This window comes from Streptomyces glaucescens (assembly GCF_002154375.1).
GTDB classification, from domain to species: Bacteria; Actinomycetota; Actinomycetes; order Streptomycetales; family Streptomycetaceae; genus Streptomyces; species Streptomyces glaucescens.
This window is the reverse complement of record NZ_MUND01000457.1, coordinates 1-22,181: the sequence shown is the minus strand read 5'-3', so window position 1 is coordinate 22,181 and position 22,181 is coordinate 1. Positions and strand designations below refer to the sequence as shown.

Genomic DNA, 22,181 nt, shown 5'->3' with positions numbered 1-22,181 from the left:
GAAACAACGACTGCAATCCGGACAGAATTCCCAAGCCGCCCCTCAATTTTTCTGATCATGCAGTACCCTGTCCGACCACATCGCCCGACATGATGCCGTCGGGACAGCGGAGCCGCAGGTCACACCGGGAATCGGTCCCCTTCACCGGGTTCCCGCCGACCCCTCCCCCACCCCTGCGCTTGAGACAGCCGTCACACCGGCGCCGGGTTCCTCACCCGGGGAGACGAGCCGTACCGCCCCGAAGGTTGCTCCGCTCAGCCGAACTGCACGGACCGCTTGGCCAGCCCCATCCAGAACCCGTCGATCACCGACTTCTGTTCCGCCAGCTCACCGGCCGCGTCCGCCGCGCCCAGGGTCACGAAGAGCGGGGCGAAGTGCTCGGTGCGCGGATGGGCGTAGCGGCCCGCCGGGGCCTTGTTCAGGAAGTCCAGCAGGGCGTCGACGTCCCGCGCCGCCAGCGCCCGCCGGCCCCAGTCGTCGAACTCGGCCGACCAGCCGGGCACGCCCGGCCCGGTGTGCCGCAGGGCAGCGAGGTTGTGGGTGAAGAAGCCCGAGCCGACGATCAGCACGCCCTCGTCGCGCAGCGGCGCCAGCTTGCGGCCGATCTCCATGAGCCGCACCGGGTCGAGGGTGGGCAGGGAGATCTGGAGGACCGGGATGCCGGCGTCCGGGTACATCTCGACGAGCGGGACGTACGCGCCGTGATCGAGGCCCCGGTCCGGGATGTCCTGGACGGGCATGCCGGGGGCACGCAGCAGCTTGCGCACGGACTCGGCGAGCGCGGGGGCGCCGGGGGCCTCGTAGCGGACGCGGTAGTAGTGCTCGGGGAAGCCCCAGAAGTCGTGGACAAGAGGGACTGTCTCGGTGGCGGCGAGGGCGAGCGGGGCCTCCTCCCAGTGGGCGGAGACCATCAGGATCGCCTTGGGCCGCGGCAGGGCGGCCGACCAGGCGGCCAGTTCGGCGGGCCAGACCGGGTCGTCCGCGAGCGGCGGGGCCCCGTGACTGAGGTAGAGCGTGGGCATGCGCTCCTGCGTGGCGGCGGACATGTCCGGTGACTCCTTCCGGAGAACCAGGAAAGGTACGGGCGGCAACCGACGGGACATATACTTGAAGCTTCAAGCTTCACTTCTCACACGGTACGCCCCATTTGTTCAACCTTCAAGGAGGGGCCTCGTAGAGTGGAAACCATGAACACGGCACCCGCACCCGGACCCGCGGAGCCCCGCTGGCTCACCGCCGAGGAGCAGCACGTCTGGCGCTCGTACATCGAGGCCGCCACCCTGCTCGAGGACCATCTCGACCGTCAGCTCCAGCGTGACGCGGGAATGCCCCACGTGTACTACGGCCTCCTGGTGAAGCTCGCCGAATCCCCGCGCCGCCGGCTGCGGATGACCGAACTCGCCAAGTACGCCAAGATCACCCGCTCCCGGCTCTCGCACGCCGTCGCCCGCCTGGAGAAGAACGGCTGGGTCCGCCGCGAGGACTGCCCCTCCGACAAGCGGGGCCAGTTCGCCGTCCTCACCGAGGACGGCATGGAGGTGCTGCGCCGGTCCGCGCCTGGCCATGTGGCCGCCGTACGCCAGGCCGTCTTCGACCGGCTCACCCCCGAACAGCAGAAGTCCCTCGGCGAGATCATGACGATCGTCGCCGAGGGACTTCAGCCCAGCGAAGCGGGAGCGGACCTGCCCTGGCTCAGGTGAGCCGTCGGATCACCTGAGCCGGGCGGAGTCCGGTGTGGAGCGGTACGGAGCCCTGCGGCCCCCGATCAGTGTCCACTCCGGTGCGGAGCCCGGTGCGGAGCCGGTACTCAGTGCGCGATCACCGGCACCGGCAGCTCGTCCTCGGCCGTCGCGCCCGAGCCGGAGCCCGCACCCGAGCCGGCGACGGTGGTGCCGCCCGGACGGCCGGCGTTGACGAAGGTCAGGGCGATCGCCGCGGCCACGACCAGGATGCCGACCGCGAACCAGATGGCGCTGGTGTAACCCTCCACCATGGCCTCCAGCTGGACCAGCTGCTGCTGGGAGCGGGAGGTCGCCGAGCCGAGGTGGTCGGCGATGTACGACGTGGTGGCCGAGGCGGCGATCGTGTTCAGCAGGGCCGTACCGATCGCGCCGCCCACCTGCTGCGAGGTGTTCACCATCGCGGAGGCCACACCGGCGTCCCGCGCCTCGACGCCCTGCGTGGACAGGGACATCGCCGGCATGAACGCCGTACCCATGCCGAGGCCCAGCAGCAGCATCGCAGGCATCAGCAGGGCGGCGTACGAGGAGTCGATCTCCATCTGCGTCAGCAGCAGCATGCCGAGGGCGGCGACCAGGAAGCCCGGGCCCATCAGCAGCCGGGGCGCGACCCGGGTCATCAGACGGGTGCCGATCTGGGTGGAGCCCGTGATCATGCCCGCGATCATCGGCAGGAAGGCGAAGCCGGTCTTGACCGGCGAGTAGCCCTTCACGATCTGCAGGTAGTAGGTCAGGAAGAGGAACAGGCCGAACATCGCGATGATCGCGAGGCCGAGCGAGAGGTAGACACCGCCGCGGTTGCGCTCGGTGATCACGCGCAGCGGCAGCAGCGGCGCCTTCACCTTCGCCTCGACCAGCACGAACGCCAGCAGCAGCACGGCCGAGCCGACGAACATGCCGACGGTGACCGTGTCGCTCCAGCCGTCGGACTCGGCGCGGGTGAAGCCGTAGACCAGCGCGACCAGGCCGAGGGTGGACAGGATCACGCCCGGGATGTCGAGCGGGGAGCGGTTCCGGCTGCCCTCCGGCTCACGGATGACCAGCCAGGCACCGGCCGCGGCGGCCACGGCGAACGGGATGTTGACGAAGAACGTCCAGCGCCAGTCCAGGTACTCGGTGAGGAAGCCGCCGAGGATCAGACCCACGGCGCCACCGCCACCGGCGATCGCACCGTAGATGCCGAACGCCTTGGCGCGCTCCTTGGCGTCGGTGAACATCACCGCGAGCAGCGAGAGCGCGGCGGGCGCGAGCAGCGCGCCGAAGACACCCTGCAGGGCGCGGGCGCCGAACATCATCGCCTCGTTGGTGGCCGCGCCGCCGAGCGCGGACGCCAGGGCGAAACCGGCCAGGCCGACGAGGAAGGCGTTCTTACGGCCCCACAGGTCGGCGATCCGGCCGCCGAACAGCAGCAGCCCGCCGAAGGCGAGGGCGTACGCCGTGACCACCCACTGGCGGTTGCCGTCCGAGATGCCCAGGTCCTGCTGGGCGGAGGGCAGGGCGATGTTCACGATGGTCGCGTCCAGCACGACCATCAGCTGGGCGAGCGCGATGAAGACGAGCGCTTTCCAGCGCCCTGGATCAGGGGCGGGTATGCCGGAGTGATCGGAGGCGGAGCCGGGGCCGGAGGAGGCCTTGGCGGCTGCTTGAGACATGGAGGTACCCACTTCGGAAGTTCGTGACGGAAAAAGCGAGCTAAGGGACGAAAAAAGGGATCGACGAGGGACGGCGCGTCATCGTCGACGGCCGGGAAACGCTGAGGTCAGGTCGTTCGGGAGGTCAGGACCGGCGGAGATCCTCCATGGTCACGGCCGTGCCCGGCAGTACGGAGCGGGCCGGAGCCCGCAGCCCGTCCAGGAACAGCTGGAGATGACGGTGGACGAAGCGGTCGGCGCTCGGACAGGCGGTACCGGCCGGGGGCCGGCTGAGCTGGGCGACGGCGACCATCAGATCGCCGACACCGACGTCGGGACGGAGCTGACCGGCCGTCTTGGCCCGGTCCATGACCTCACCCACCAGCTCCTCGAAGCGCTGCCGCGCGGCTTCCAGGTCCGGGTGATTCTGGTCGAAGGTGCTGCTGACCATGGGGCACAGCGCGCTGATCCGCTCGTCGGCGGCGGCGTGCGCGATGCGCTCCAGGGCGGCGAAGGCGTCGCCGGTCTCCGCGAGGGCCTGCTCGGCCGCGTGCACCGTACGGTCGATGACGGAGCAGACGACCTCGCGGACCAGCGAGTCCCGGTCCGGGAAGTTGCGGTACACCGTGGCGTTGCCGACCCCGGCACGGCGGGCGATCTCGTCGAGCGGCACGTCGGGGCCGAACTCGACGAACATCTCCCGGGCGGCGGTGACGATCCGCTCCCGGTTCCGCAGGGCGTCGGCGCGCGGCCGGGTCGCCTTGCGGCGCGCGGGGGTGGCGGTCTGCACGGCGTGCTCCTCGGTCGATGGGGTTCTGCGCGCCGGGCGATCCGGGGACGGAGTCCCCGTTTCACTCGGACGCTGGGTTAAACGGGGATTCGATCCCCGCTTATTTCCCGCAGGTGGAGCAATTTGACGTGACCTGAATCACATCGCTACCGCCGGGAAACCCACGATCGGTCTCGTCCAACGCGCGCCCGGCCCCCTCGCGTCACAGGGTGATCGCAGGGTGCAGCCGGAGAACGGCGGCTGCCTGGAGCGAAAGGTCCATGCATGCAGCCGCAGCCGTCCAGCCGACGCATACGCCGGGCCCGACGCGAACGGCGCGCGCAGGAACCGACGGGATCGGAGCGGCACAGGCCGGAACCGACGGCATCGGAGCGGCACGGGCCGGAACCGACGGCGCGGGAACGGCACGAGACGCAACCGGCGTCGGCACAACGGCACGAGACGCAACCGACGTCGGAACAACGGCCCCGGCCGGAACCGACGGCGCGGGAACGGCACGAGACGCAACCGACGTCGGAACAACGGCACGGACAACCTCAGATGGCAGCGGGGAACGAGCCCGCGACCGGGCGGCGTATGCGGCGCGGGGCCGCCCTCGCCGCGGTGACCGCACTGACGGCAGTGGTCAGCACCTCCGCCGGCGCCGGCCACATCCCCCACGACCCGGCCGCGGCCGGGGCCCGCCCGATCAGCGCGGCCCACACCTCCGCACTCGCCCCCTGCATGATCAACAGCCATCCGGACGTCCAGATGACGGAGGGCATCCCCACCCCCGGCGGCTACTCCCCCTCCACCGGCACGGTCCGGGCCCTCACCCTGATGATCGACTTCCCGGACGCGCAGGGCAGCGGCAAGGCGCTCGACCGCTTCCGCGAGTTCTTCCCGCAGACCCAGGAGTGGTTCCGCACCAGCTCCTACGGCCGCCTGGACTACCGTCCGGACACCCCCATCCGCCACTGGCTGCGCATGCCCCAGCCCTTCGAGGCGTACGGCATAGAGCGCGGTGCGCCCTTCGAGCCGGGCTACCGCAAGCTGATCCAGGACATCGTGGCCGCGGCCGACGCGAAGGTCGACTTCTCGTCGTACGACCTCCTGAACGTGCTGGTCACCCCCAACGCAGGGCCGTCCGCCCTGGACACCGTCCTGTCCGTGACGTTCGCCGGCAACGCCGAGGCCCCCACCGCCGACGGCGTACCCGTCGCCAACGCGTCCTTCGTCTACTCCCGCCAGGACGACGGATCCGGCACCTACGCCCGCAACGGCTACCGCGTCCTGCCCCACGAGAACGGACACGTCTTCGGCCTGCCCGACCTCTACACCCAGGAAGGCGGGGCCGCCGTCGGCCACTGGGACATCATGAGCGAGGACTGGGGCGCCAACAACGACCTGCTCGGCTGGCACAAGTGGAAGCTGGGCTGGCTCGACGCGGCCCAGGTGTCCTGCGCTTCCGCCCGCGGCACCACCGAACACACCCTCACCCCCCTCGCCCACCCCGGCGGCCCCAAACTCCTCTTCGTCCCCCTCGACCGCCGCACCGGCTACGCCGTCGAACTGCGCACCCGCGCGGGCAACGACGAGGCCGTGTGCCGCCCCGGCGTCCTCGTCTACAAGGTCGACTCCACCGTCGACACCGGCCAGGGCCCGGTCAGGGTCTACGACTCCCGCCGGGACAGCGGCGGCTGCACCCGCAGCCCCAACGTCCACGCGGAACTCTCCGACGCCCCCTTCTCCCCCGGCGAGACCTTCAAGGATCCCAAGCGGGGCATCCACATCTCGGTGACCTCGGCGGACGGCAAGGGCAACCACACCATCCGCGTCACCCGCCACTGACCTCCCGGGAGCCTCCCCCGACGCCCCGGAGCGCCCGCTACACTGACGGCGGTGACACGGGCACTACCCACCCTCACCACGCCTTCGTAGCTCAGGGGATAGAGCACCGCTCTCCTAAAGCGGGTGTCGCAGGTTCGAATCCTGCCGGGGGCACAGCGCAAAGGGCCAGCTCAGGAGGGGTTTCCTCCCAGGCTGGCCCTTCGTCGTGTCCGGGGTCGTGCCACACGCGTGCCACTAATGCCACGCGGAAGCCACATCCTCTACCCGGAGGCCCCTCCCCCGCCGTCGCGGATCATGGCCCCGAGCCGATCGGCGATGGCCCGGTCCCGGTCGCTGGTCATGTGCTGATAGATCAGCGCGGCCCGGGAGCTGCTGTGTCCCATGCGCGTCATCAGCTCCCGCGTGCTGGCGCCGGCCGTCGAGGCCAGGGTGTTGCCCGTGTGGCGCAGGTCGTGGAAGTGCAGCTCGGCCGTGACGCCCGCGGCCTTCCGGGCCTTGACCCAGTCGTCGCGGAAGTTGCTGCGCCGCAGTTGCCCGCCCTGGGGCCCGACAAAGACGTGCCCGTCGCGGCCGGGAGCGGCGAAGTGCTCCAGGTGATGCGTGACCGCGTCCAGCAGTTCGGCCGGGAAGGAGACGGAGCGCACCCCGGCCGCGGATTTCGGTGCCTTGTCGAAGAGCCGGCCGTCCTGCAGCTCGGCCTGAGCACGGCGCACGGTGACGGTCAGCCCCTCCAAGTCGACGTCCCGTCGCCGCAGGGCCGCCAGCTCCCCGAACCGCAGGGTGGTGAAGGCCGCCAGGAGCACGAGCAGCCGGTAGCGCGGCGCGATAGAGTCGGCGACGGCGAAGACCTCCGCCACCGTGAGGACCGGCCGCTCGGGCACGTCGTAGCGGTCCGCGCCCTTGATCCGGCACGGGTTGCGCCGGATCAGCTCGTCGTCCACGGCCGTGTTCATCAGGGCACGCAGCAGCTGGTACGCCTTGACCACCGACGGCTCACCGACGCCGGCCGCGAGGAGCTTGCCGCGCCAGCCGCGTACCCGGGCCGTCGTCACATCGGCCACGCTCCCGGCCCCGAAGGTGGGCAGGATGTACAGCCGCATCACCGACTCGTTCCGCTCACGGGTGCGGTCGGCGAGCTTCCGGTCCCGCAGCCACGCGGTGGCGTACTCCTCGAAGTTCACCGCCCCGGCGTCCGGGTCCGACCACTGCCCGCGCGCAATGTCCGACTCGATGTGAGTCAGGGCAACTTGGGCATCGGTCTTGGTCGCGTACGTCTTCTCCGCCGGACGCAGCTGCCCCGTCTCTGGGTCCCGGTAGCGGACCTGCCAACGACCGGATGGAAGCTGTCGGACTGATCCGAAGTCCCGGCGCCTCCCCTTCTTGTTCGCCATCAGGCAGCCCTCCCCAGGGAGCTGCGGCGGTCACCGATCGGCTGCACCGTGTTGGCGTCGATGAAGGCGTTCAGTGCGCTCTCCGGGATACGGACGTGACGGCCGACCTTGACGAACACGATGCGTCGCTCGGCGATCAGGCGGCGCGGGAAGCGTTCCGTGGTGCCGAGGAGTTCGGCCACCTGCGCCACGGTCAGGTAGCGGTCAGCCATGGGTGGGTTCTCCTTCCGTTCCGGGGGCGGGTTCGAGGGTTTCGGTGAGCCAGGCTTCGGCGTCGGTGAGGCCGGTCCCGGCGAAGACCCAGTGCGCGAGGACGAGGGTCGTGTCCGGGTCGGTCTCGTTCACTGCCAGGGCTTGTGCGCGGCGCCATTCGGCGCGGGCGTCGCGGAGGGCGCCGAGGGTGGTGGAGTAGCGGCGGGACTTGGTGGAGAAGTGGCCGCGGAAGCCGAGCATGTGGGCCCAGGCCCGCAGGCGGAGGTGTTCGAGGTCCTTGCGGGCGCCGAGGGTCCAGGCGGTGCGGATGAGCCGGCGGGCGTGGTCACTAATGTCGAGCTGGGCGAGTTCGGCGAGGAACCTCAGCGGCCGGTCCAGAGCTCCCGTCGCCGTCTCGGCGCCCTTGGTCGCGTACTTGGCGATGTACGCGGCGACCGCGCGTTCGGTCAGCTCCTGGCCGCCGTCGAAGTCGGCCGAGCGGATGGTGCGGACGTCGAGCTGACGGCCGAAGGTGAAGGTGTGGGCCCGGCCGTCGATGACCGGGCCGTCCACGCGGGCGGCGTTGGCGGCGGCCCGGATGGCGTCGGTCAGCAGCTCGGCGGTGGCCCAGGCGGGAGGCGGGGTGTCGCCGCCCTCGGGGCCGTCGATGCGGATGACGGCGTGGAAGTGGACGGCCCCGCGCTTCTGGTACTCGGCGACCTTGGCGAAGGACACCCGGGCGTACTCGCGGAAGGCCCGCTGGGTGAGGCCGGCGCGCTTGGCAACCTCCCGGCGCAGGTAGATGGAGAAGCGCCGCCACAGCGGACCGGCGTGCGCGTTCCACAGCACGGCCGCTTCGTAGTCGTAGGTGTCCGGGTCGAGCGGGGTGCCGAGGGCGGGGTCGTCCTGGTCGTGGAGCGCGCCGCAGCGGCAGCGGCGGACCGATCCGGCCGGGCCGGTGGGGCGGTTGTGGACCGGGCCGAAGCTCGGCGCGGTGAAGGTGGCGAAGACGCGCGGGTGGGCGGCGACGTGTTCGGGGACTCCCTTGCCCCCGCGCAGTCCGGAGGTGATCAGGTGGAAGGTGTCGCGGCGGTACACCTGGGCGCAGGCCGCGCACCGGGTGGTGCGCCGGTTGTTGCAGCGGACGAGGAGCTGGCCGGCCGGGAGGTCGGCCGAGTCGAGGTGGTGCAGGACGCGGCCGATCTCGCCGGTGCGGGTGTCGACGGCCTACTCGGTGCGGTGGCGTCGAGGCGGATCGGATGCGTGCAACCGCCGAGGCCGGCGAGCTGACGCAGGAGTGCGGGCATGGTGCCGAGGGCGGCCAGTTCGCCGAGTTCGCGGAGCGGGGGCGGAGTGGCGCGGGTGATGATGGCTTTCTCCTTCTGGTTCGGCTGGAGGGAGACGGCCCCCGGGGCGGCGGATGCTTGGCGGTATCGAGGCCGCCCCGGGGGTCCGGTGCGTCAGCGGCGGTGCTGGTCGCGGAGCAGCGAGCGCAGGACCACGGTGGCGACGGCCACGGAGACGGCCGTGACGGCGACGGCGGCCAGGAGCGCGGTCAGCACGACACCGCCGACGAGGACGGCCGCGACCGCTCCGGTGCTGACGGAGATCCGAGGGGCCGGCCGCCGGACCGGGGCCTGGTCGGCCACGATGTGGGGGTGTGCGGGCGGCGGTGTCGGGCTGTCGGGGTACTTGGGCAGGAACACGGCGAAGCTCCCCTTATCTACTCGTCTAGTTATGTGAGCTGTTGACGATGTCCACGCCGGAGCGTTTCGGACTCGATGGCGGGGGCCATGAAGGTGTCCGAGAGCCAGAAGCCGAAGAGGGCGATCAGGACGACGATCCACGTGCGGACGCCGAGGAACTTGACCGTTCCCCAGGCGAAGAAGCCGAGGAGGACGACGAGGGGCAGGCTGATGGTCACGGTGTGCGGGTCCTTTCAGCGTGCGGGGCAGCGGTGGGTACGGGCGGCCAGTTCGGCGGCGGCTCGGCTGTCGTAGTCGGCGGAGAAGCCGCAGCGCGGGGCCGTGCAGGCGGCGGTGTGCTTCTCCCGGCCGCGGCCGTCGTAGGACGTGCCGACCTGGACGGGGCCGATGCGGCTGACGTTGCGGAAACGCTTCGGTGCGGGCATGGTCAGTCCTCCTGTCGCAGGCTGGGGCCGGGGAACTCGCGCAGGATCCGGGCGGCCTCCCGGCGGTCCGACGTGCGGTCGGCAGCTTCTTCGGCGAGGAGCCGAGCGAGCGCCGACCGACCGCTTACGGCCATCTCGCGGGCCGCTTCGAGGTAGTCGGCGGCCGTGTTGAAGCAGAGAGGCATGGTTCTCCTTTGTCGGTCAGGTGAGCTGGGCGGCGATGGCGTCGGCCATGGGCGGCGGGACGCCGAGGCGGGCGCGCAGGGTCGGGGTGTCGATGGCCGTTCCGGTGCGGGCGTGGTGCTCGGCGGCGACTTTGCGGGCGTGCTCGAGCAGGGCGGCCGGGACGGCGACCGGCGGCAGGGCCGGGGCGGGAGTCGGTACCGGCTCGACTGCCGGAGGCGCCGGGGGTTCCGGTGCGGGATCAGGCGCGTCCTCCTGGTCCTCGATGTCCTCGGGCACCTCCTGGCCCACGGCGTCGCTGGTCTCGTCGTGCGTGGTCGGCGACGAGTGGACGAGGAGGGTTCCGCCGAGGAAGGCGACCGCGGGCCAGCCCGCGACGAGGATGCGGAGCCAGGCCGGCACATGGTCCAGGTCGAGCAGTCCGGCGGTGGCGACGTTCGCGCCGAGGGACGCGGCGAGGGCGATCAGGAACCAGCACCACCCAGCCGCTTTCGCGTCGCCGGAGCGCAGTCGGCGCCAGGCGGCGACGAGCAGCAGGTCGACCGAGACGGGATAGGCCCACGCCTTCCACCCGTCCTGTCCGGCCGCCGAGGCGGCGTCGTGCAGGTGGGCGAAGGACAGCGCGGCGGCGATGACCGCTTGGACGAGCACCGCGTCGACGCGGGCCAGGTGGGCGCGCATGCTGCGGCTCCTTCCGGGTTCGGGCATGGGAGGGGTAGGGACATGGCGTGAGGCGGTCACGCCGACCGGGGATGCGTACGAACGCGGGTCAGTCGGTCACCGGGCGGGGTCGTACGACCGGGCTCGGTGTCTCGGCAGGCGGCCGTACGGGGATGTCGGGCCGGAAGGGCTGGAGCGCGGGCAGGTCGGGGACCAGGTGGGCCGACTCGCGGCAGGTCTCGGCGGCGTCGCCGAGGGAGAGGTACGGCATGCGGATGCGGGACCAGCCGCCCGAGGTGTCACCGGCCACGGCGAGACCGGGCCGTTCGGGGGCGATGGCGCAGGCGGCGGCGACCGCCTCGGGGACGATGTCGCCGAGTGCCATCTTGGCGGAGGCTTCGTCGTTGACGCGGTGGCAGACGCGGCCGGTCAACTGGGCCCGCAGCATGGTCGCGCCCTTGCCCAGTTCGGTGCCGAAGCGCTGTCCGCAGACCTCCAGGTAGATGCCGGCGGCCCGGCCGAGCTGGGCGAGCCGGATGAGCTGGGTGACCATCTCGTCCCGGCGTTCCTCGTCCTTCTTCGTGGCGACGAGGAAGAGTTCGGCCACCTCGTCGACGAACAGCACGACGGGCACTGGGTGTTCGTGCTCGGGCAGGCCCCAGATGTCGGAGGTGATCTCCTCGTCCAGTGTGCTCGGCGCGATGCCCTGCCGGGCCTTGATCAGGTCATACCGGTCTTCCATTTCCTTGATGAGCACGGGCAGCAGCCCGGCGGCCTGCTCCGGGTCGGTGGCGAGCGCCGACAGGCGCGGGGCGAAGGGCGCCAGTTCCACGCCCCGCTTGCAGTCGATGCCGACCAGGGCGACGGGCTGACGGGCAAGGCCGGCGACGAGGTGACGCAGGTACATGGACTTGCCGGACAGCGTGGCGCCGAGGGTGAGTTGGTGCGGAACGGTGTGGTAATCGCGTACGAACGGAGTGGCGTCCTCGCGCAGCGCGACCGGCACCCGGAGAAGGTCCGGGCGGAGCTTGCGTGGCATGCGCACCCGCCGCAGCACGTCAAAGCCGACGAGCCGCAGTTCGACCACGCCCGGCTTGATCGTGGTCACGTAGACGGCATGGACGCCCCAGGCATGCCGCAGCCGTTCGGCGGAGGCGGCCACGTCGGCGGGTTCCTGCCCCGGGGCGAGCCGCAGGCGGACCCGCAGCCCTGTCGTGGTCGGCCGGATGATCCCCCGGCGCGGCGGTACGGGCCGGACCTCACGGCGGGTGGTGGCCTTGACCGCCAGGACCCGCAGCCGGGAGGGGGCCACGGTCAGCCCGCACGCCTCCATGACGGAGCCGTAGGAGCTAAGCAGCCGGACCGTGGACACCGGTAAGCCGACCGTGGACCAGTAGACGCCGGGGTGTCGCGCCCGGGCGTAGGCGGCCCCACCGCCGAGCGCGGCGACGGGACCACCCACCTCCAGAAGCGTTGCCAGGTCGGTCATCAGGCCGACGCCCCCACGGCGGCCGGGAAGGCGGCCGGAGTGACGGCGGCGGCCCGGAAGGCGATGCCGTGGCGCTGCTGGCCGTTGAACACGCTCTCCCACGGCCGGGCGACCAGGCCCGGCAGGGAGACCGGGGCGCCGAGGGCGAGCCCTTCCGACACTCCGCTCTCCGGAACGGTCACCTTGATCAGGGACGACTCCCCCTCCTCGATGTACACGACGCCGATCGTCATCAGCGCCTCACCGCTGACGGCGTCCTTCGCGATCTCGCCCGACTGCCGGTCGCGGACCTTGGGCTCGGGCGCCTCGGTCAGCAGGATCGTCGCGGCCGAGGTCTCCACACGGATGGTGCGCAAGATTTCTTCCCATCTACTCGTCTAGACAAGATGCATCCTTCGAACCCAGCGGCGCCGAGTCCGGGATCACCTTGCCACACAACTTGCCCACTCGTCTATACGAGTATGCATGTCAGTGTGTACGAGTCCGGAGAAGTGGCCTCGCGCACCGCCGATCAGGTCGCCGGAAGCTGATAGGAGAGGACGTATGCGTCGGCCGCCATCACCGTGTCGCAGACCTCCACGGCCCGCCCCGCAGTATCGAAGGCGGTACGGATCAGATGGATCACCGGCACACCGGAGGCCAGTTGCAGCGTCTTCACCTCGGACGGCGAAGGCATCCGGGCCCGGATCTCCTCCTCGAAGTGGTCGAGCTGGTGGCCCAATTCCTCGAGGCGGGCGTAGATGCCACCAGGGCCCGGGTTGGGTTCGGCGATCTGCGTGCCGCGGGCGATGTCGAGCGGCAGGTACGACGTGGCGAACTCGACCGGTCGGCCGTCGAGCAGGTACCGGCGACGCCGGGCGAGCACGCGCCGCACGGAGCCGAGCCGGGTGGAGATGTCCTGGCTGGCCTTCTCCTCCTTCACCTCCAGGCTGTCCACGGTGGGGTGACTGCCGGCGGCGTCGGCCTCCACGATGAACGCGGACTTCCCCTGTTCGCGATGGCGCCGGGCGAACCGGTCGGAGGCGAGACGGCGCACCGGAGGCCGGGGCCGGACGAAGACGCCCCGGCCGTGCTCGGCGTGCACCAGGCCCTCGCCCTGGAGGATCGAGAAGGAGTTCCGGACCGTCATCCGGGAGACCCCGTAGTGCTCGACCAGCTCAGCCTCGGAGGGCAGCTTCTCCCCCTCCTTGAATCGCCCACGATCGATGGCCTCGCGCAGCTGGTCGGCGATCTGCCGGAAGACCGCACGATCACTGGTCGGGTCGAGGCCGCCGAGAATGCTCGGTAGAGACGCCATGCGTACTCCTTTAGGTATCTAGACGAGTGGGCGAGTGTTGTTGCTACGGTGGAGAGCCTAGTCAGCCGAGAGGGCCGAGGAACGTGAGCACAGAACGCCCGCACTCCGTGAGCGTCGCCGGGGTCATCGTCGATGACCAAGGCCGGGCCCTCCTGATCAAGCGCCGCGACAACGGCCACTGGGAACCCCCGGGCGGAGTCCTCGAACGCGAGGAGACCATCCCCGAAGCCCTCCAGCGTGAAGTCCTCGAAGAGACCGGCATCAAAATCGAGCTTCCCGCGACCCTGACCGGCGTCTACAAGAACATGACGGGCTTGATCGTCTCCCTCGTCTTCCGCTGCCAGGCGGCCGACGGTACTCCCACCACGGGGGACGAGACCCACGCACTGCGCTGGGCCACCCGCGAAGAAGTCATCGAACTCGCCGACGAGGCGTACGCGATCCGCGTGCTTGACGCACTCGACGCGGCGTCCCCACCGGCCGTCCGCGCCCACGACGGCGTGAAACTCGTCTAGCCCGAACCCGCTGCACATGGCGGCCTACCAGCACGAAGGAACTTGTATGCACGAGTATACGAGTAGCGCCCGGGTCTGGGGGCTCAGTTGCCCAGGATTCCCGGAAGAGGTCAGCAGGGCCCGCCGCTGGACCCGCGACATCCTGCGAGGTTCGCCGTTGGCCGAGGACGCTGAGCTGATCGTCAGCGAGCTGAGCGCGAACGCGATCCTCCACACGGCCAGCGGCCAGACATCCGGCAGCTTCCATCTGGCCCTCGCGGTCTCCCCGCAGGTGATCGCCCTGTCCGTCACGGACGACGGAAGCACCGGCACGGCGCCGAAGGTCGAGCACCAGGACCAGGAGGCGGAGCACGGCCGGGGCCTGGGCATGGTCAGCGCACTCGCTCACCGGGTCGTCGTCCACGGCAGCCACGGCGGCCACACGGTCACCGCGGAACTCTTCACCGATGCCAGGTCGGCAGGAGGGCACCCGTGCTGACGTCCGCTCCTCCCGCAGCGCTGAACACAGGCAGCCAGCCTCTCCCCTATCGATGCCGAGCCGCGGCCTACCCGTTGAACGAGGTCTGTTCCATCCCCTTGGGATCACACGACGCCACGAGCCCACGCCTGGCACTGCGCTGGTTACGCGAGCGCACGCAGCACATCACCGACCAGCTCGACGCCGCATACGCACAGCCGGGCCTGCACTGGCTGACGGACGAGGCCGAACACGAACGGGCCCTCGCCTACCTGACCAGCGGCACGGGGTACCAACTCACTCTCTACGACGAGAGCACCCGCTACGTGCTGCTGGCCTACCCGGCGGGAGCGACCCCATGAACGGGCCCACCCGCGGCTACTGGTGCGAATGCCGGACCGAGCAAGTCACCGGCACGGGAGGGCCGGCGCGCCTGGCATCGTTCGACGCATACTCGGCACCCCAGGCAGACCGCTGGGTCGCCATCGCTCTCCGCACCATCTCACCGGCGCTCGACTCCGACGCGTCGGACGAAGCCTGGACGTGGCTGTACGAAGAGCGCGCCGAGACCCGCAGAGCCCTGATGCGCTCCGAACCCTGCACGGTGACCATCACCCATGCCGACGTCCGCATCACTTGGACGATCCGGCCAGTGCTCTTCCTGCCCCTCGCACACAGGCAGGACGCCGAAGTTCCAGCATGCGCACACAGCTTTGAGCCCCACCGCGCAGACTGAGTTACAACTTTCTCTACTGGTTCAAGCCCGGCTGCGCTCCGCTTCGCCGGGCGCGCTCCCGGCTCCGCGCCGCGCTGCGCTCCTGCCTTCGGCTCGCTCCGCGCACGCTACGCCGACGCGCGCCCACAACAGGACGGGGCCGGGGCTACAAAGCGAGTACCGCACCACCGGGGCCGCGGTGAAGGGCATGCCTCCGGCGGGGGCGCTCGGGCTCCGAGATGGCGGGGGCGCCGCAGGCGAGTGCCGGCCGAGTGTGGCGGGGCGTGGAGGCTCCCATCCCGTCCGCCGTCGACCCAGGCAGAGCCGAGCAGACACGGCACCTGGCGTCCAGGTCGTTCGTACAGTGGCGCGCTCCACCTGGACGCCAGGCACCGCGCCTGCTCCACGATGTGTGGGTCGACGGCAGACGGGATGGGAGCTGAGAGCGGCGCGCGACGCGGTCATTGAGACAGGACGAATATCGAAAGCCGAGCATACTTCTGCTAAATATCACCCGAATCGGAAACCGAAGAGTCCTCCTTCGTCATCCTCATCCGTCAGTCGAGTGTCAAGAATGTAGGGCTCTGCATTGAAGGCGCCATCACTCTGCGCTTCGACAGTCTCAAGAAAATCCGAGTTGAGCGTCACGATATATTGGAAGCCGTTTTCTTCAGCGAGTCGCGCGCCGATATTCAGGCAAGACGCGACCTGCCGGCCGTCAATGGCGTCGAAGAGATGGCTGTCATGAACGAGTATCCGTGGTGCTCGCTTTGCTTTGATAGCCGCAATCTCGCAGACAACGTCAAGCATAAAAGTCTCGACACTTCGAACACCAACACTGGCATCGCCAGAAATATTCGGTACAACACCAAGGATGCCCTTGGGTGTCACTGACACCAGGAGTGACGCCTCGCGATCAGTGTAGATTTCTGCACCGAGATCGCTGAACAGTGAGATCGACTCTTCGATCTTTTGATCTCGTTCAATCATTTCGGTGCGCACGGAAGCAATAACTTCTGCAGTCCGCAGTTTAACGGTGTCATTGATCGTGCTGATTGAGATTGCGTCTTCGAGTCGCCTCTCGAGGTCCGCGATATTCGCCTCCTGCTTAGCGAGATCCCGTTGCATGCTCATAAAAGTATCGAGCGCCACCGTCTCTTCCAGGATCTGCATCACTTGGGACCTCAAGCGATCGAGCGCCTGACGTTCCGTATTAATACCATTAAGACGGGCCTCAATTGCGTGCAATTCTTGTTCGAGAAATGCTCGCCTGTTACTGACGACAGATTCGTGAAAAGCTGCAACTTCGTCGTATCGCCTACTGACGATATCGGGGAGCACGAGACCGATCTCTGCATATACGCGCGTAAGCCTCGCGGAGAGCTCGCTACTCTCAGAAGCCACTACTTCATCCCGTAGAGCTTCATCGAGCTCACGGGATCGGCGTTGCAGGGCCAAGGCTTCATCGTTAAGCCTTTGAATCGAGGCGGTGAGCCCATCGGCCTCCTGCTGATGGCTGGCGTACTGTTCGTCGACCTTGAAAGATCGCATGCTCTCTTGCATGCGATCCCTGTGCCGGCGGGCTGTTGCGAGCTGAGCACGGAGGGCTGGTTCATCCAGTGATAGATGCGCAATTGCGCCATCCTTAACGGCTTTACGGATGGCCTTCCCTTGCTTGGTTAGGCGATCAACATCTCCCGCTTTCCCCAAGATTTCTGGCGACAATCCCAGCATGTATCCGATCCTTACCCCGGATTCCCAGTCAGCTTCAGCCTGGTGTCCCTTGATTGGGTTTCCGAAGTAGGTGCGAATAAGCTGGCCCCAAAGTTGGCCAGCAGTCGGCCTACTTACATCCGGGGGAATGTGAAAAATGTGACGAGTCAGCAATGCTCGCCAAGTGTCAACATGGAGGTCCCGAGCCCCTTCAGTCGCTGACCATCCTGACACGTCAACTCGCGTACTCCGTGCAACGGAACGCGTAACGGTGACCGTCTCGCTCGCTGTGTCACTCTCGTTAGGCATCAAGAAAGTAACTGTGAACTTGTGATTCGATAGTTCCGGCGCCTTGAAATCCAGTGGCAGATCGCCGCCGAGAACGTATCGCAGAATCTTGACTACACTCGTTTTGCCGATGCTATTGCGACTGTCGCCCTGCTCCGATGCCTCGGTGCGATCAGCAATGAGGATATTCAATCCCTCATGGAAACGTAGGGTCTTGAACCTGGCGTCGGAAGAGGTGAGCTTACTGATGAACATGGGCAGTCCTGATGTAGCCATCATCCGACACATCTACAGCCTTCATTGCATAGAGGGCTGCTAGCGCGAGCGAGAACCAGTCGAACGTAATCCGATGGATATTATCCGCCGCATTCTGGCGAGTGTTGTATTTTTCCCAGAGAGCAGACACTGACATTGGATACCGCAGGTCTGTGAGAATCTCCGACCCGATCGTCATGAGGGCCCGTTCAGGTGACACTCCTTTAGTAGGTAGAAGCATCATGGACCTCCCCACCGGATGCGGATCCCTCAATAGTCGGCATCTCGAAAATGTGACACGAATCAAAAAAATATGAAACTACAGCAAACGCGGCATTGGCGCGCTTCCCGTCCATCCGGAAGTTGGCTCCTGCTACGGATACGTAGAGTCGCTCAAGAATTTCTGCGGGCTCAGTTGTGATCGATCTGGCCTCTTTGTAGAGGGATCGAAATCGTTCCCCTTGAGCATCATAGAGATCGGGGTCTGATGACTCAGCGTACCAACGATCTATTCGGGGAGCGAGAAGCCTGCCTGCATTGAATTCAAGACGGCTCGCTTCAGGTAGCGCATTGAATTCCATCTTGGTAGGTGGAACTGGGGGGATGTGTCCTCCGGTCTCCGTAGCGGAGCCTGCGGTACCAAGCGCGTCTAGCAATGGCAGCAAGTCGGAGAGTTCTATATTCTCGATTCCGGGTGCGCCAGGAAAAAGGGTGTCAAGAACTGCAGCGCTAAAAGTGCCCACTACATCAGTCCACAGTCTTTCCTCATTAACCGCTCGGATAGTGAGCGGCCTTTCGGCGGTTGGCCCGTGAGCCTGCTGCAGTTTGGTGATGCACCTCAATGATTCCGGCCCCATGGGTGCATTAGTGACGAACTTCCATGTGTGGAATGTGTCCCACTGGTCTATCCCGCGCATGAAGTCGGACTCAATCTTTTTCGCGAGCTCGCGCTCAGCGTTGCGGGCTGGCCTCTGCCCATAACATGCATAGAAGATCGTTCCGGACTCTGCCAGCCCGTCACAGCCGCCGTCCCCGAGAGAGCCAGAAGGGGCCGGGTTCAGGAAGTCGTCATGGAAGTGTGTTAGTACTTGGGAAACGTAATCTTCGAAGGCGGCTCCAGATTGGAAGCACGCCTGTTGATGGCGAAAGTGATACCAATCGCGCCAGTTTGGCGTCAGTAGCATCATTTCCCCCATGAGTGTTGCTGTAGGCCCAGTGGATCGCGTCGTTCCAGGCTACCGCTGGCCTGCGCCAGGTTCGACCCTGAAATTGGCTAACCTGACCCATCCGTGTGCCGCCCTGCCAGGCAGACCAGGTACTTGACGCTAGATCAGGAACTGACGGATGGCCAGGGAGCTGACACTGGTACCTGACGAAGGTGGTCTCAGCCGATCAGCTCACGGCATGGCACTTATGAGTGTCGACGATGAGCTAATGGACACAGGGATGTTCTGTCAGCGGCAACCAGTAGCCTGCGACGATCAGCCGTCGCGCGCCTGGAGGTGCCGTGGAAGCTACCGCTCTCGTCAGTCCCGATCAGTTGTGGTCGGCCCAGGAGGTCTTGGTTCGTCCAAGCCCTGTACCAGCGACGGCAGGGGTCTACGGGTGGCACTTCGAGCAGCCGCCCCACCCCGACCTGGACGCCGGGCGCCTGCTGTACGTCGGTATAGCCCCGCGGAACATGGCTAACCGGACCAGCACGCAGAACCTGCGCAAGCGGGTGCGCTACCACTATCGGGGCAACGCAGCCGGCTCGACGCTGCGGCTCACCCTTGGATGCCTGCTCGGACTAGAGCTACGACGCGTGGGCAGCGGCAAGCGGATGACCTTCGGCAAGGCTGGCGAAGCCACACTGAGCCAGTGGATGGCGGATAACGCGCAGGTGTGCTGGATCGAGCGGAGCGAACCATGGGACGTGGAGTCACAGCTCATCTCCCAGCTCGACCTCCCGCTGAACCTCGACCAGAACGGCCACAACGCGTTCCACAGTCGCCTGAAGGAGATACGAGCCCAAGCCCGCCAGCGAGCACGAGAATTGCCCATCAGCTCGTAGGCCGCCGAACGGGCCGTTGCCTGGGCCGTCTCTGGGCCGTCCGAGGTCGCTCGACAGTGGCCAATGACGACCAACGTCGACCACCAGGCGCACGGCCACACTGCCCCCTGACCAGTGAAAATCCAGCTCATCAAGATCCCCGGCAAGACCCAGGACAAGAAGACTCACTGGGCGGATCTACTTCCGGTACACCTCTTCCGTCACGGCCGCACTGGAGTGGCCGACCAACCGGGAAGGCTCCTCAAGCGGGGTTCCCTTTGTCCGAGAGGGTCGACAGGAAGCTCTGCCGGAGCTCCCGCAGCGTCCACCCCTCCCGGACGATTCCTTCGACGCCCCAAGCTCCAGGCCGCATCACGACGGGCCGGGGCTCCGGCGCGTCTGGCGTCCCAGCACGTATACGCTCCTGCGAACCAGGTGATCAGGCCCCTAACCTGCGCCTATAGTGTGACGCAGAACACACGCTCGGGAGGGGGCTGTCGTGCCAGCGGACGAGAAGCAGCAGGACGAGTCAGACTTCGAGGCCGAGGTCCTGCGCATATCTCGCGCGCTCTTCGCTCCGGAGAACGAGTTTCAGGGTTCCACCTACATCGGCACCGCCGAACGTGACGGCGTCTTCGTCGGGCCGGACTCAGTCACGATCGTCGAGTGCACGGTCTCCCGCCGCAAGGACAAGGCGGAGAAGGACGGCAAGAAGCTGCAAGAGGCGTGTTTGGCTATGGCCCGCCAGCACCCGTTCAAGTCCGTCAAGGGCTTTTTTGTCACGCGCGACGAGCCCACCGCCGACCAACGCACGGTCATCAAGGGATTTGGCCCGCCGCTCATCGCGTGCAGCTTCGCCCAGCTTCGAAGCCAGCTCGTCGACTCTTTGCGGTACCTGGAGCTTCGCGCGTCCTACCCTTTCGGCAGCGCGCGCGAACCGGCTAGCGGCGACTACAGCGACCTCAAGCCTTACGTCGCGGTCGACCCAGTGGAAAGCGGAACCGGCGAACCGTTCTCGATCGATCGCGTGGCCCAGAAAGTGATGGTCGGCACGTCCGTCCTCCTGTATGGCGACTACGGCGCTGGCAAAAGCATGTTCCTCCGCGAGCTTTACCAGCGTCTGGCCAAGTCCCACCGCAAGAACCCGTTTCGGCCCTGCCCATCCTCCTCAACCTGCGCGATCACCAAGGCCAGGTCCTACCCGTCGAGGCCCTGGAGCGCCACGCCCGCGCCATTGGATTCCCCACGCCCTCGCAGTTGGTCCGCGCATGGCGTTCGGGCGACGTGACGCTCATCTTGGACGGCTTTGACGAGATCGCGACGCCTGGATGGATCGGCAAAACGTCAGCGATGCGCGACATCCGCCGCCGGTCTGTTGAACTTGTGCGGCGGTTCTGCGACGAGTCGCGGGCCTCAACGTCCGTTGTCCTCGCGGGGCGAGCGCATTTTTTCGACAGCGAGCGCGAGATGCGTACCGCGCTCGGCGCCCGTAGCAGCTCCCTCTTCCTGATGGCCGGCGAACCGACGGAGGAGCAGGCGAAGAAGATACTCCAGGCCTACGGATGGCACGACGCGCTCCCGGGCTGGCTGCCCTCTCGTCCTCTCCTCCTGAGCTACCTGGGCTCATCGAGCGCGCTCCACGGATCCGTCGAGGGCACGTTCGGCCGCTCGGCAGGTGAGGGCTGGCACATGATGCTGGATCGCATCGCAGAGCGGGAAGCCAGCATGGAGGTAGGGGTCGATGGGTTCACCGTTCGCAAAGTGCTGGAACGGCTGGCCACCCAAGCGCGACGCTCCACCGACGGTCTGGGGCCCATTTCACAAGACGAGCTGACGTCCGTCTTCCAGTCGGTGACCGGCTACGCCCCCGACGAGGGCTCCTACCAACTTCTACAACGACTTCCCGGGCTCGGGGCCATGGACAGCGTCGACGGTTCACGACGCTTCGTCGACGTCTCCCTCGCCGACGCCGCCCGCGCGGGTGACGTCGTGGCCTGCGTCCTCGAACCCAACACGGAAAGCCCGTTGTTGGAGCTAACAGGCAGCGTCGCCTGCCTGGACGAAGTCGGCATCGACGTGGCCGCCGTGCGGCTTGCAGGAGAAAGCGCCGCAAGTTCGGGGGGTGCCTACTCGTCCGCTGCGGCTTTCCAGCGCCGGGGGGTTTCGGACTCCGTCATCGCGGATATCGTCCGGCTCGCCTCGCGGCTTTGGCCCGAGGAGGTGCCTCGCACTTCGATCTCCCTGCACGAGATCGAGCTTCGCAGCTTCTCGCTGACCGCTGATGCCAAGAGCTACGACTGGCTGAGCTTCCATGACTGCGTGATCCAAGAATTGGACCTAACCGACCATGGCGGATATACGCTCCCGCACTTTCAGAACTGCCTCATCGGGCAGATGACGGGGGTGGCCGGGTGGCCAGCGCTCCAGGAGAGCCGCTTCGTCGACTGTGAAGTGGCCCAGTTTGACGCGCAAATTTCGACAGCTAAGGGTATTCTCGCTCTCAAGACAACACCGATGAACAAGGTTTTGCTCACCATATTGAAGAAGGTCTACGCCCAGCGTGGCACGGGGCGAAAGGAGTCCGCGCTTTTCCGCGGACTGGACGACAAACACAGGGAGCTCGTCCCGGAGGCACTTCAGCGGCTCACCGGAGCGGGACTCATCACCTCCGCCCGATCCAGCGGCACACGGATCTACCTCCCGGTGCGGGGGATGGCTAGCCGGGTCCGGAGGATCCTCCAAGCGCCTCAGTCGAGCGCCGACAGCATCCTGGAAGACTAGGATGCTCTGAGTGGCTGTAACACCCCGGGTCTATAGCCAGCGACGCCTAGCGCGTGTCTCTTTGATGGGTTGGTCAGTTGATCGGATGTGTC

The 22,181-nt window shown here is 67.4% G+C and carries 24 protein-coding genes, 1 tRNA gene and 3 pseudogenes; 10 read left to right on the top strand and 18 right to left on the bottom strand.

The genetic code is table 11. From position 1 onward, the window contains the following. Positions 1–254: 254 nt before the first annotated feature. Positions 255–1,046: a dioxygenase family protein gene (locus tag CCN42_RS27560; protein ID WP_086739648.1), complete on the bottom strand. Its 792-nt coding sequence runs from the start codon at positions 1,044–1,046 to the stop codon at positions 255–257. Positions 1,047–1,187: 141 nt separating this feature from the next. Between CCN42_RS27560 and CCN42_RS27555 the strand changes: the two genes are divergently transcribed. Then, positions 1,188–1,700, top strand: coding sequence for a MarR family winged helix-turn-helix transcriptional regulator (locus CCN42_RS27555; RefSeq protein ID WP_086739646.1), 513 nt, complete (start codon positions 1,188–1,190; stop codon positions 1,698–1,700). Positions 1,701–1,807: 107 nt separating this feature from the next. On the opposite strand, the gene CCN42_RS27550 is transcribed toward CCN42_RS27555, so the two are convergent. Further along, on the bottom strand, positions 1,808–3,391 hold the full coding sequence (locus tag CCN42_RS27550; protein WP_169731536.1) for an MFS transporter: 1,584 nt from the start codon (positions 3,389–3,391) through the stop codon (positions 1,808–1,810). A 124-nt stretch (positions 3,392–3,515) separates the two neighbouring features. Further along, positions 3,516–4,160: a TetR/AcrR family transcriptional regulator gene (locus tag CCN42_RS27545; protein WP_086739644.1), complete on the bottom strand. Its 645-nt coding sequence runs from the start codon at positions 4,158–4,160 to the stop codon at positions 3,516–3,518. A 540-nt stretch (positions 4,161–4,700) separates the two neighbouring features. Between CCN42_RS27545 and CCN42_RS27540 the strand changes: the two genes are divergently transcribed. Together CCN42_RS27540 and CCN42_RS27535 are read left to right on the top strand one after the other, a co-directional pair. Continuing rightward, positions 4,701–5,990, top strand: coding sequence for a M6 family metalloprotease domain-containing protein (locus tag CCN42_RS27540; protein ID WP_086739642.1), 1,290 nt, complete (start codon positions 4,701–4,703; stop codon positions 5,988–5,990). 80 nt (positions 5,991–6,070) lie between these two features. Next, positions 6,071–6,143, top strand: a tRNA-Arg gene (locus CCN42_RS27535). A 107-nt stretch (positions 6,144–6,250) separates the two neighbouring features. Here the strand turns inward: CCN42_RS27535 and CCN42_RS27530 are convergent. From CCN42_RS27530 to CCN42_RS27480, 11 genes and pseudogenes are all read right to left on the bottom strand, one after another. Beyond that, positions 6,251–7,381 carry a tyrosine-type recombinase/integrase gene (locus CCN42_RS27530; RefSeq protein WP_086739640.1) on the bottom strand — a complete coding sequence of 377 codons (1,131 nt, stop codon included), beginning with the start codon at positions 7,379–7,381 and terminating at the stop codon, positions 6,251–6,253. Then, on the bottom strand, positions 7,381–7,593 hold the full coding sequence (locus CCN42_RS27525) for a helix-turn-helix domain-containing protein (protein WP_086739638.1): 213 nt from the start codon (positions 7,591–7,593) through the stop codon (positions 7,381–7,383). Before CCN42_RS27525 ends, CCN42_RS27530 begins: the two co-directional genes overlap by 1 nt. After that, a pseudogene (locus CCN42_RS27520) lies at positions 7,586–8,880 on the bottom strand (replication initiator). Before CCN42_RS27520 ends, CCN42_RS27525 begins: the two are co-directional and overlap by 8 nt. Before the next feature lie 153 nt (positions 8,881–9,033). Then, positions 9,034–9,279, bottom strand: coding sequence for a SpdD protein (locus tag CCN42_RS27515; RefSeq protein WP_086739636.1), 246 nt, complete (start codon positions 9,277–9,279; stop codon positions 9,034–9,036). Between the two features lie 25 nt (positions 9,280–9,304). Continuing rightward, positions 9,305–9,497, bottom strand: a pseudogene (locus CCN42_RS27510) (hypothetical protein). A 15-nt stretch (positions 9,498–9,512) separates the two neighbouring features. Continuing rightward, positions 9,513–9,704, bottom strand: a complete 192-nt coding sequence (locus tag CCN42_RS27505; RefSeq protein ID WP_086739635.1) for a mobile element transfer protein — start codon at positions 9,702–9,704, stop codon at positions 9,513–9,515. Positions 9,705–9,706: 2 nt separating this feature from the next. After that, entirely contained in the window at positions 9,707–9,889 is a 183-nt protein-coding gene (locus tag CCN42_RS27500; protein ID WP_086739633.1) for a hypothetical protein, read from the bottom strand. Positions 9,890–9,905: 16 nt separating this feature from the next. Then, positions 9,906–10,568, bottom strand: coding sequence for a DUF2637 domain-containing protein (locus tag CCN42_RS27495; RefSeq protein ID WP_086739631.1), 663 nt, complete (start codon positions 10,566–10,568; stop codon positions 9,906–9,908). Positions 10,569–10,656: 88 nt separating this feature from the next. Further along, on the bottom strand, positions 10,657–12,036 hold the full coding sequence (locus CCN42_RS27490) for an FtsK/SpoIIIE domain-containing protein (protein WP_086739629.1): 1,380 nt from the start codon (positions 12,034–12,036) through the stop codon (positions 10,657–10,659). Further along, positions 12,036–12,392 carry an SCO3933 family regulatory protein gene (locus CCN42_RS27485; protein WP_004986804.1) on the bottom strand — a complete coding sequence of 119 codons (357 nt, stop codon included), beginning with the start codon at positions 12,390–12,392 and terminating at the stop codon, positions 12,036–12,038. Before CCN42_RS27485 ends, CCN42_RS27490 begins: the two co-directional genes overlap by 1 nt. 155 nt (positions 12,393–12,547) lie before the next feature. Further along, positions 12,548–13,333, bottom strand: a complete 786-nt coding sequence (locus tag CCN42_RS27480) for a GntR family transcriptional regulator (RefSeq protein ID WP_004986802.1) — start codon at positions 13,331–13,333, stop codon at positions 12,548–12,550. 107 nt (positions 13,334–13,440) lie between these two features. Between CCN42_RS27480 and CCN42_RS27475 the strand changes: the two genes are divergently transcribed. The 4 genes from CCN42_RS27475 to CCN42_RS27460 all read left to right on the top strand — a co-directional run bounded on the left by CCN42_RS27475 (position 13,441) and on the right by CCN42_RS27460 (position 15,041). Further along, positions 13,441–13,848, top strand: a complete 408-nt coding sequence (locus CCN42_RS27475) for an NUDIX hydrolase (RefSeq protein ID WP_086739627.1) — start codon at positions 13,441–13,443, stop codon at positions 13,846–13,848. Positions 13,849–13,894: 46 nt separating this feature from the next. Further along, positions 13,895–14,326: an ATP-binding protein gene (locus tag CCN42_RS27470; protein WP_086739625.1), complete on the top strand. Its 432-nt coding sequence runs from the start codon at positions 13,895–13,897 to the stop codon at positions 14,324–14,326. A 98-nt stretch (positions 14,327–14,424) separates the two neighbouring features. After that, on the top strand, positions 14,425–14,667 hold the full coding sequence (locus CCN42_RS27465; protein ID WP_308035165.1) for a hypothetical protein: 243 nt from the start codon (positions 14,425–14,427) through the stop codon (positions 14,665–14,667). After that, on the top strand, positions 14,664–15,041 hold the full coding sequence (locus CCN42_RS27460; RefSeq protein ID WP_086739622.1) for a hypothetical protein: 378 nt from the start codon (positions 14,664–14,666) through the stop codon (positions 15,039–15,041). Before CCN42_RS27465 ends, CCN42_RS27460 begins: the two co-directional genes overlap by 4 nt. Positions 15,042–15,530: 489 nt before the next feature. On the opposite strand, the gene CCN42_RS27455 is transcribed toward CCN42_RS27460, so the two are convergent. The 3 genes from CCN42_RS27455 to CCN42_RS42185 are packed head-to-tail and all read right to left on the bottom strand — an operon-like array spanning position 15,531 to position 18,472. Then, positions 15,531–17,276 carry an ABC-three component system protein gene (locus tag CCN42_RS27455; RefSeq protein WP_086739621.1) on the bottom strand — a complete coding sequence of 582 codons (1,746 nt, stop codon included), beginning with the start codon at positions 17,274–17,276 and terminating at the stop codon, positions 15,531–15,533. Beyond that, positions 17,263–17,475, bottom strand: a complete 213-nt coding sequence (locus CCN42_RS46220; protein ID WP_422641192.1) for an ABC-three component system middle component 6 — start codon at positions 17,473–17,475, stop codon at positions 17,263–17,265. The genes CCN42_RS27455 and CCN42_RS46220 overlap by 14 nt, the downstream gene beginning before the upstream one ends. 25 nt (positions 17,476–17,500) lie before the next feature. Further along, positions 17,501–18,472: an ABC-three component system protein gene (locus CCN42_RS42185; protein WP_143662025.1), complete on the bottom strand. Its 972-nt coding sequence runs from the start codon at positions 18,470–18,472 to the stop codon at positions 17,501–17,503. Positions 18,473–18,957: 485 nt separating this feature from the next. Between CCN42_RS42185 and CCN42_RS27450 the strand changes: the two genes are divergently transcribed. After that, positions 18,958–19,329: a GIY-YIG nuclease family protein gene (locus CCN42_RS27450; RefSeq protein ID WP_245877481.1), complete on the top strand. Its 372-nt coding sequence runs from the start codon at positions 18,958–18,960 to the stop codon at positions 19,327–19,329. A 180-nt stretch (positions 19,330–19,509) separates the two neighbouring features. On the opposite strand, the pseudogene CCN42_RS44810 reads toward CCN42_RS27450, so the two are convergent. Then, a pseudogene (locus CCN42_RS44810) lies at positions 19,510–19,636 on the bottom strand (site-specific integrase); the annotation flags it as partial. Between the two features lie 171 nt (positions 19,637–19,807). Here CCN42_RS44810 and CCN42_RS27440 point away from each other — a divergent pair. Next, a complete protein-coding gene (locus CCN42_RS27440; RefSeq protein ID WP_086739617.1) occupies positions 19,808–20,596 on the top strand; it encodes a hypothetical protein in 789 nt (262 codons plus the stop codon). Then, a complete protein-coding gene (locus CCN42_RS27435; RefSeq protein WP_086739616.1) occupies positions 20,593–22,089 on the top strand; it encodes a hypothetical protein in 1,497 nt (498 codons plus the stop codon). The genes CCN42_RS27440 and CCN42_RS27435 overlap by 4 nt, the downstream gene beginning before the upstream one ends. Positions 22,090–22,181: the final 92 nt, after the last annotated feature.

Coding starts and splice junctions, on each gene's coding strand:
- CCN42_RS27560 (WP_086739648.1), bottom strand. CDS start 1,046: ATGTCCGCCGCCACGCAGGAGCGCATGCCCACGCTCTACCTCAGTCAC.
- CCN42_RS27555 (WP_086739646.1), top strand. CDS start 1,188: ATGAACACGGCACCCGCACCCGGACCCGCGGAGCCCCGCTGGCTCACC.
- CCN42_RS27550 (WP_169731536.1), bottom strand. CDS start 3,391: ATGTCTCAAGCAGCCGCCAAGGCCTCCTCCGGCCCCGGCTCCGCCTCC.
- CCN42_RS27540 (WP_086739642.1), top strand. CDS start 4,701: ATGGCAGCGGGGAACGAGCCCGCGACCGGGCGGCGTATGCGGCGCGGG.
- CCN42_RS27530 (WP_086739640.1), bottom strand. CDS start 7,381: ATGGCGAACAAGAAGGGGAGGCGCCGGGACTTCGGATCAGTCCGACAG.
- CCN42_RS27525 (WP_086739638.1), bottom strand. CDS start 7,593: ATGGCTGACCGCTACCTGACCGTGGCGCAGGTGGCCGAACTCCTCGGC.
- CCN42_RS27505 (WP_086739635.1), bottom strand. CDS start 9,704: ATGCCCGCACCGAAGCGTTTCCGCAACGTCAGCCGCATCGGCCCCGTC.
- CCN42_RS27500 (WP_086739633.1), bottom strand. CDS start 9,889: ATGCCTCTCTGCTTCAACACGGCCGCCGACTACCTCGAAGCGGCCCGC.
- CCN42_RS27495 (WP_086739631.1), bottom strand. CDS start 10,568: ATGCGCGCCCACCTGGCCCGCGTCGACGCGGTGCTCGTCCAAGCGGTC.
- CCN42_RS27490 (WP_086739629.1), bottom strand. CDS start 12,036: ATGACCGACCTGGCAACGCTTCTGGAGGTGGGTGGTCCCGTCGCCGCG.
- CCN42_RS27480 (WP_004986802.1), bottom strand. CDS start 13,333: ATGGCGTCTCTACCGAGCATTCTCGGCGGCCTCGACCCGACCAGTGAT.
- CCN42_RS27470 (WP_086739625.1), top strand. CDS start 13,895: ATGCACGAGTATACGAGTAGCGCCCGGGTCTGGGGGCTCAGTTGCCCA.
- CCN42_RS27460 (WP_086739622.1), top strand. CDS start 14,664: ATGAACGGGCCCACCCGCGGCTACTGGTGCGAATGCCGGACCGAGCAA.
- CCN42_RS27455 (WP_086739621.1), bottom strand. CDS start 17,276: ATGTTCATCAGTAAGCTCACCTCTTCCGACGCCAGGTTCAAGACCCTA.
- CCN42_RS46220 (WP_422641192.1), bottom strand. CDS start 17,475: ATGACGATCGGGTCGGAGATTCTCACAGACCTGCGGTATCCAATGTCA.
- CCN42_RS42185 (WP_143662025.1), bottom strand. CDS start 18,472: ATGGGGGAAATGATGCTACTGACGCCAAACTGGCGCGATTGGTATCAC.
- CCN42_RS27450 (WP_245877481.1), top strand. CDS start 18,958: ATGGCTAACCGGACCAGCACGCAGAACCTGCGCAAGCGGGTGCGCTAC.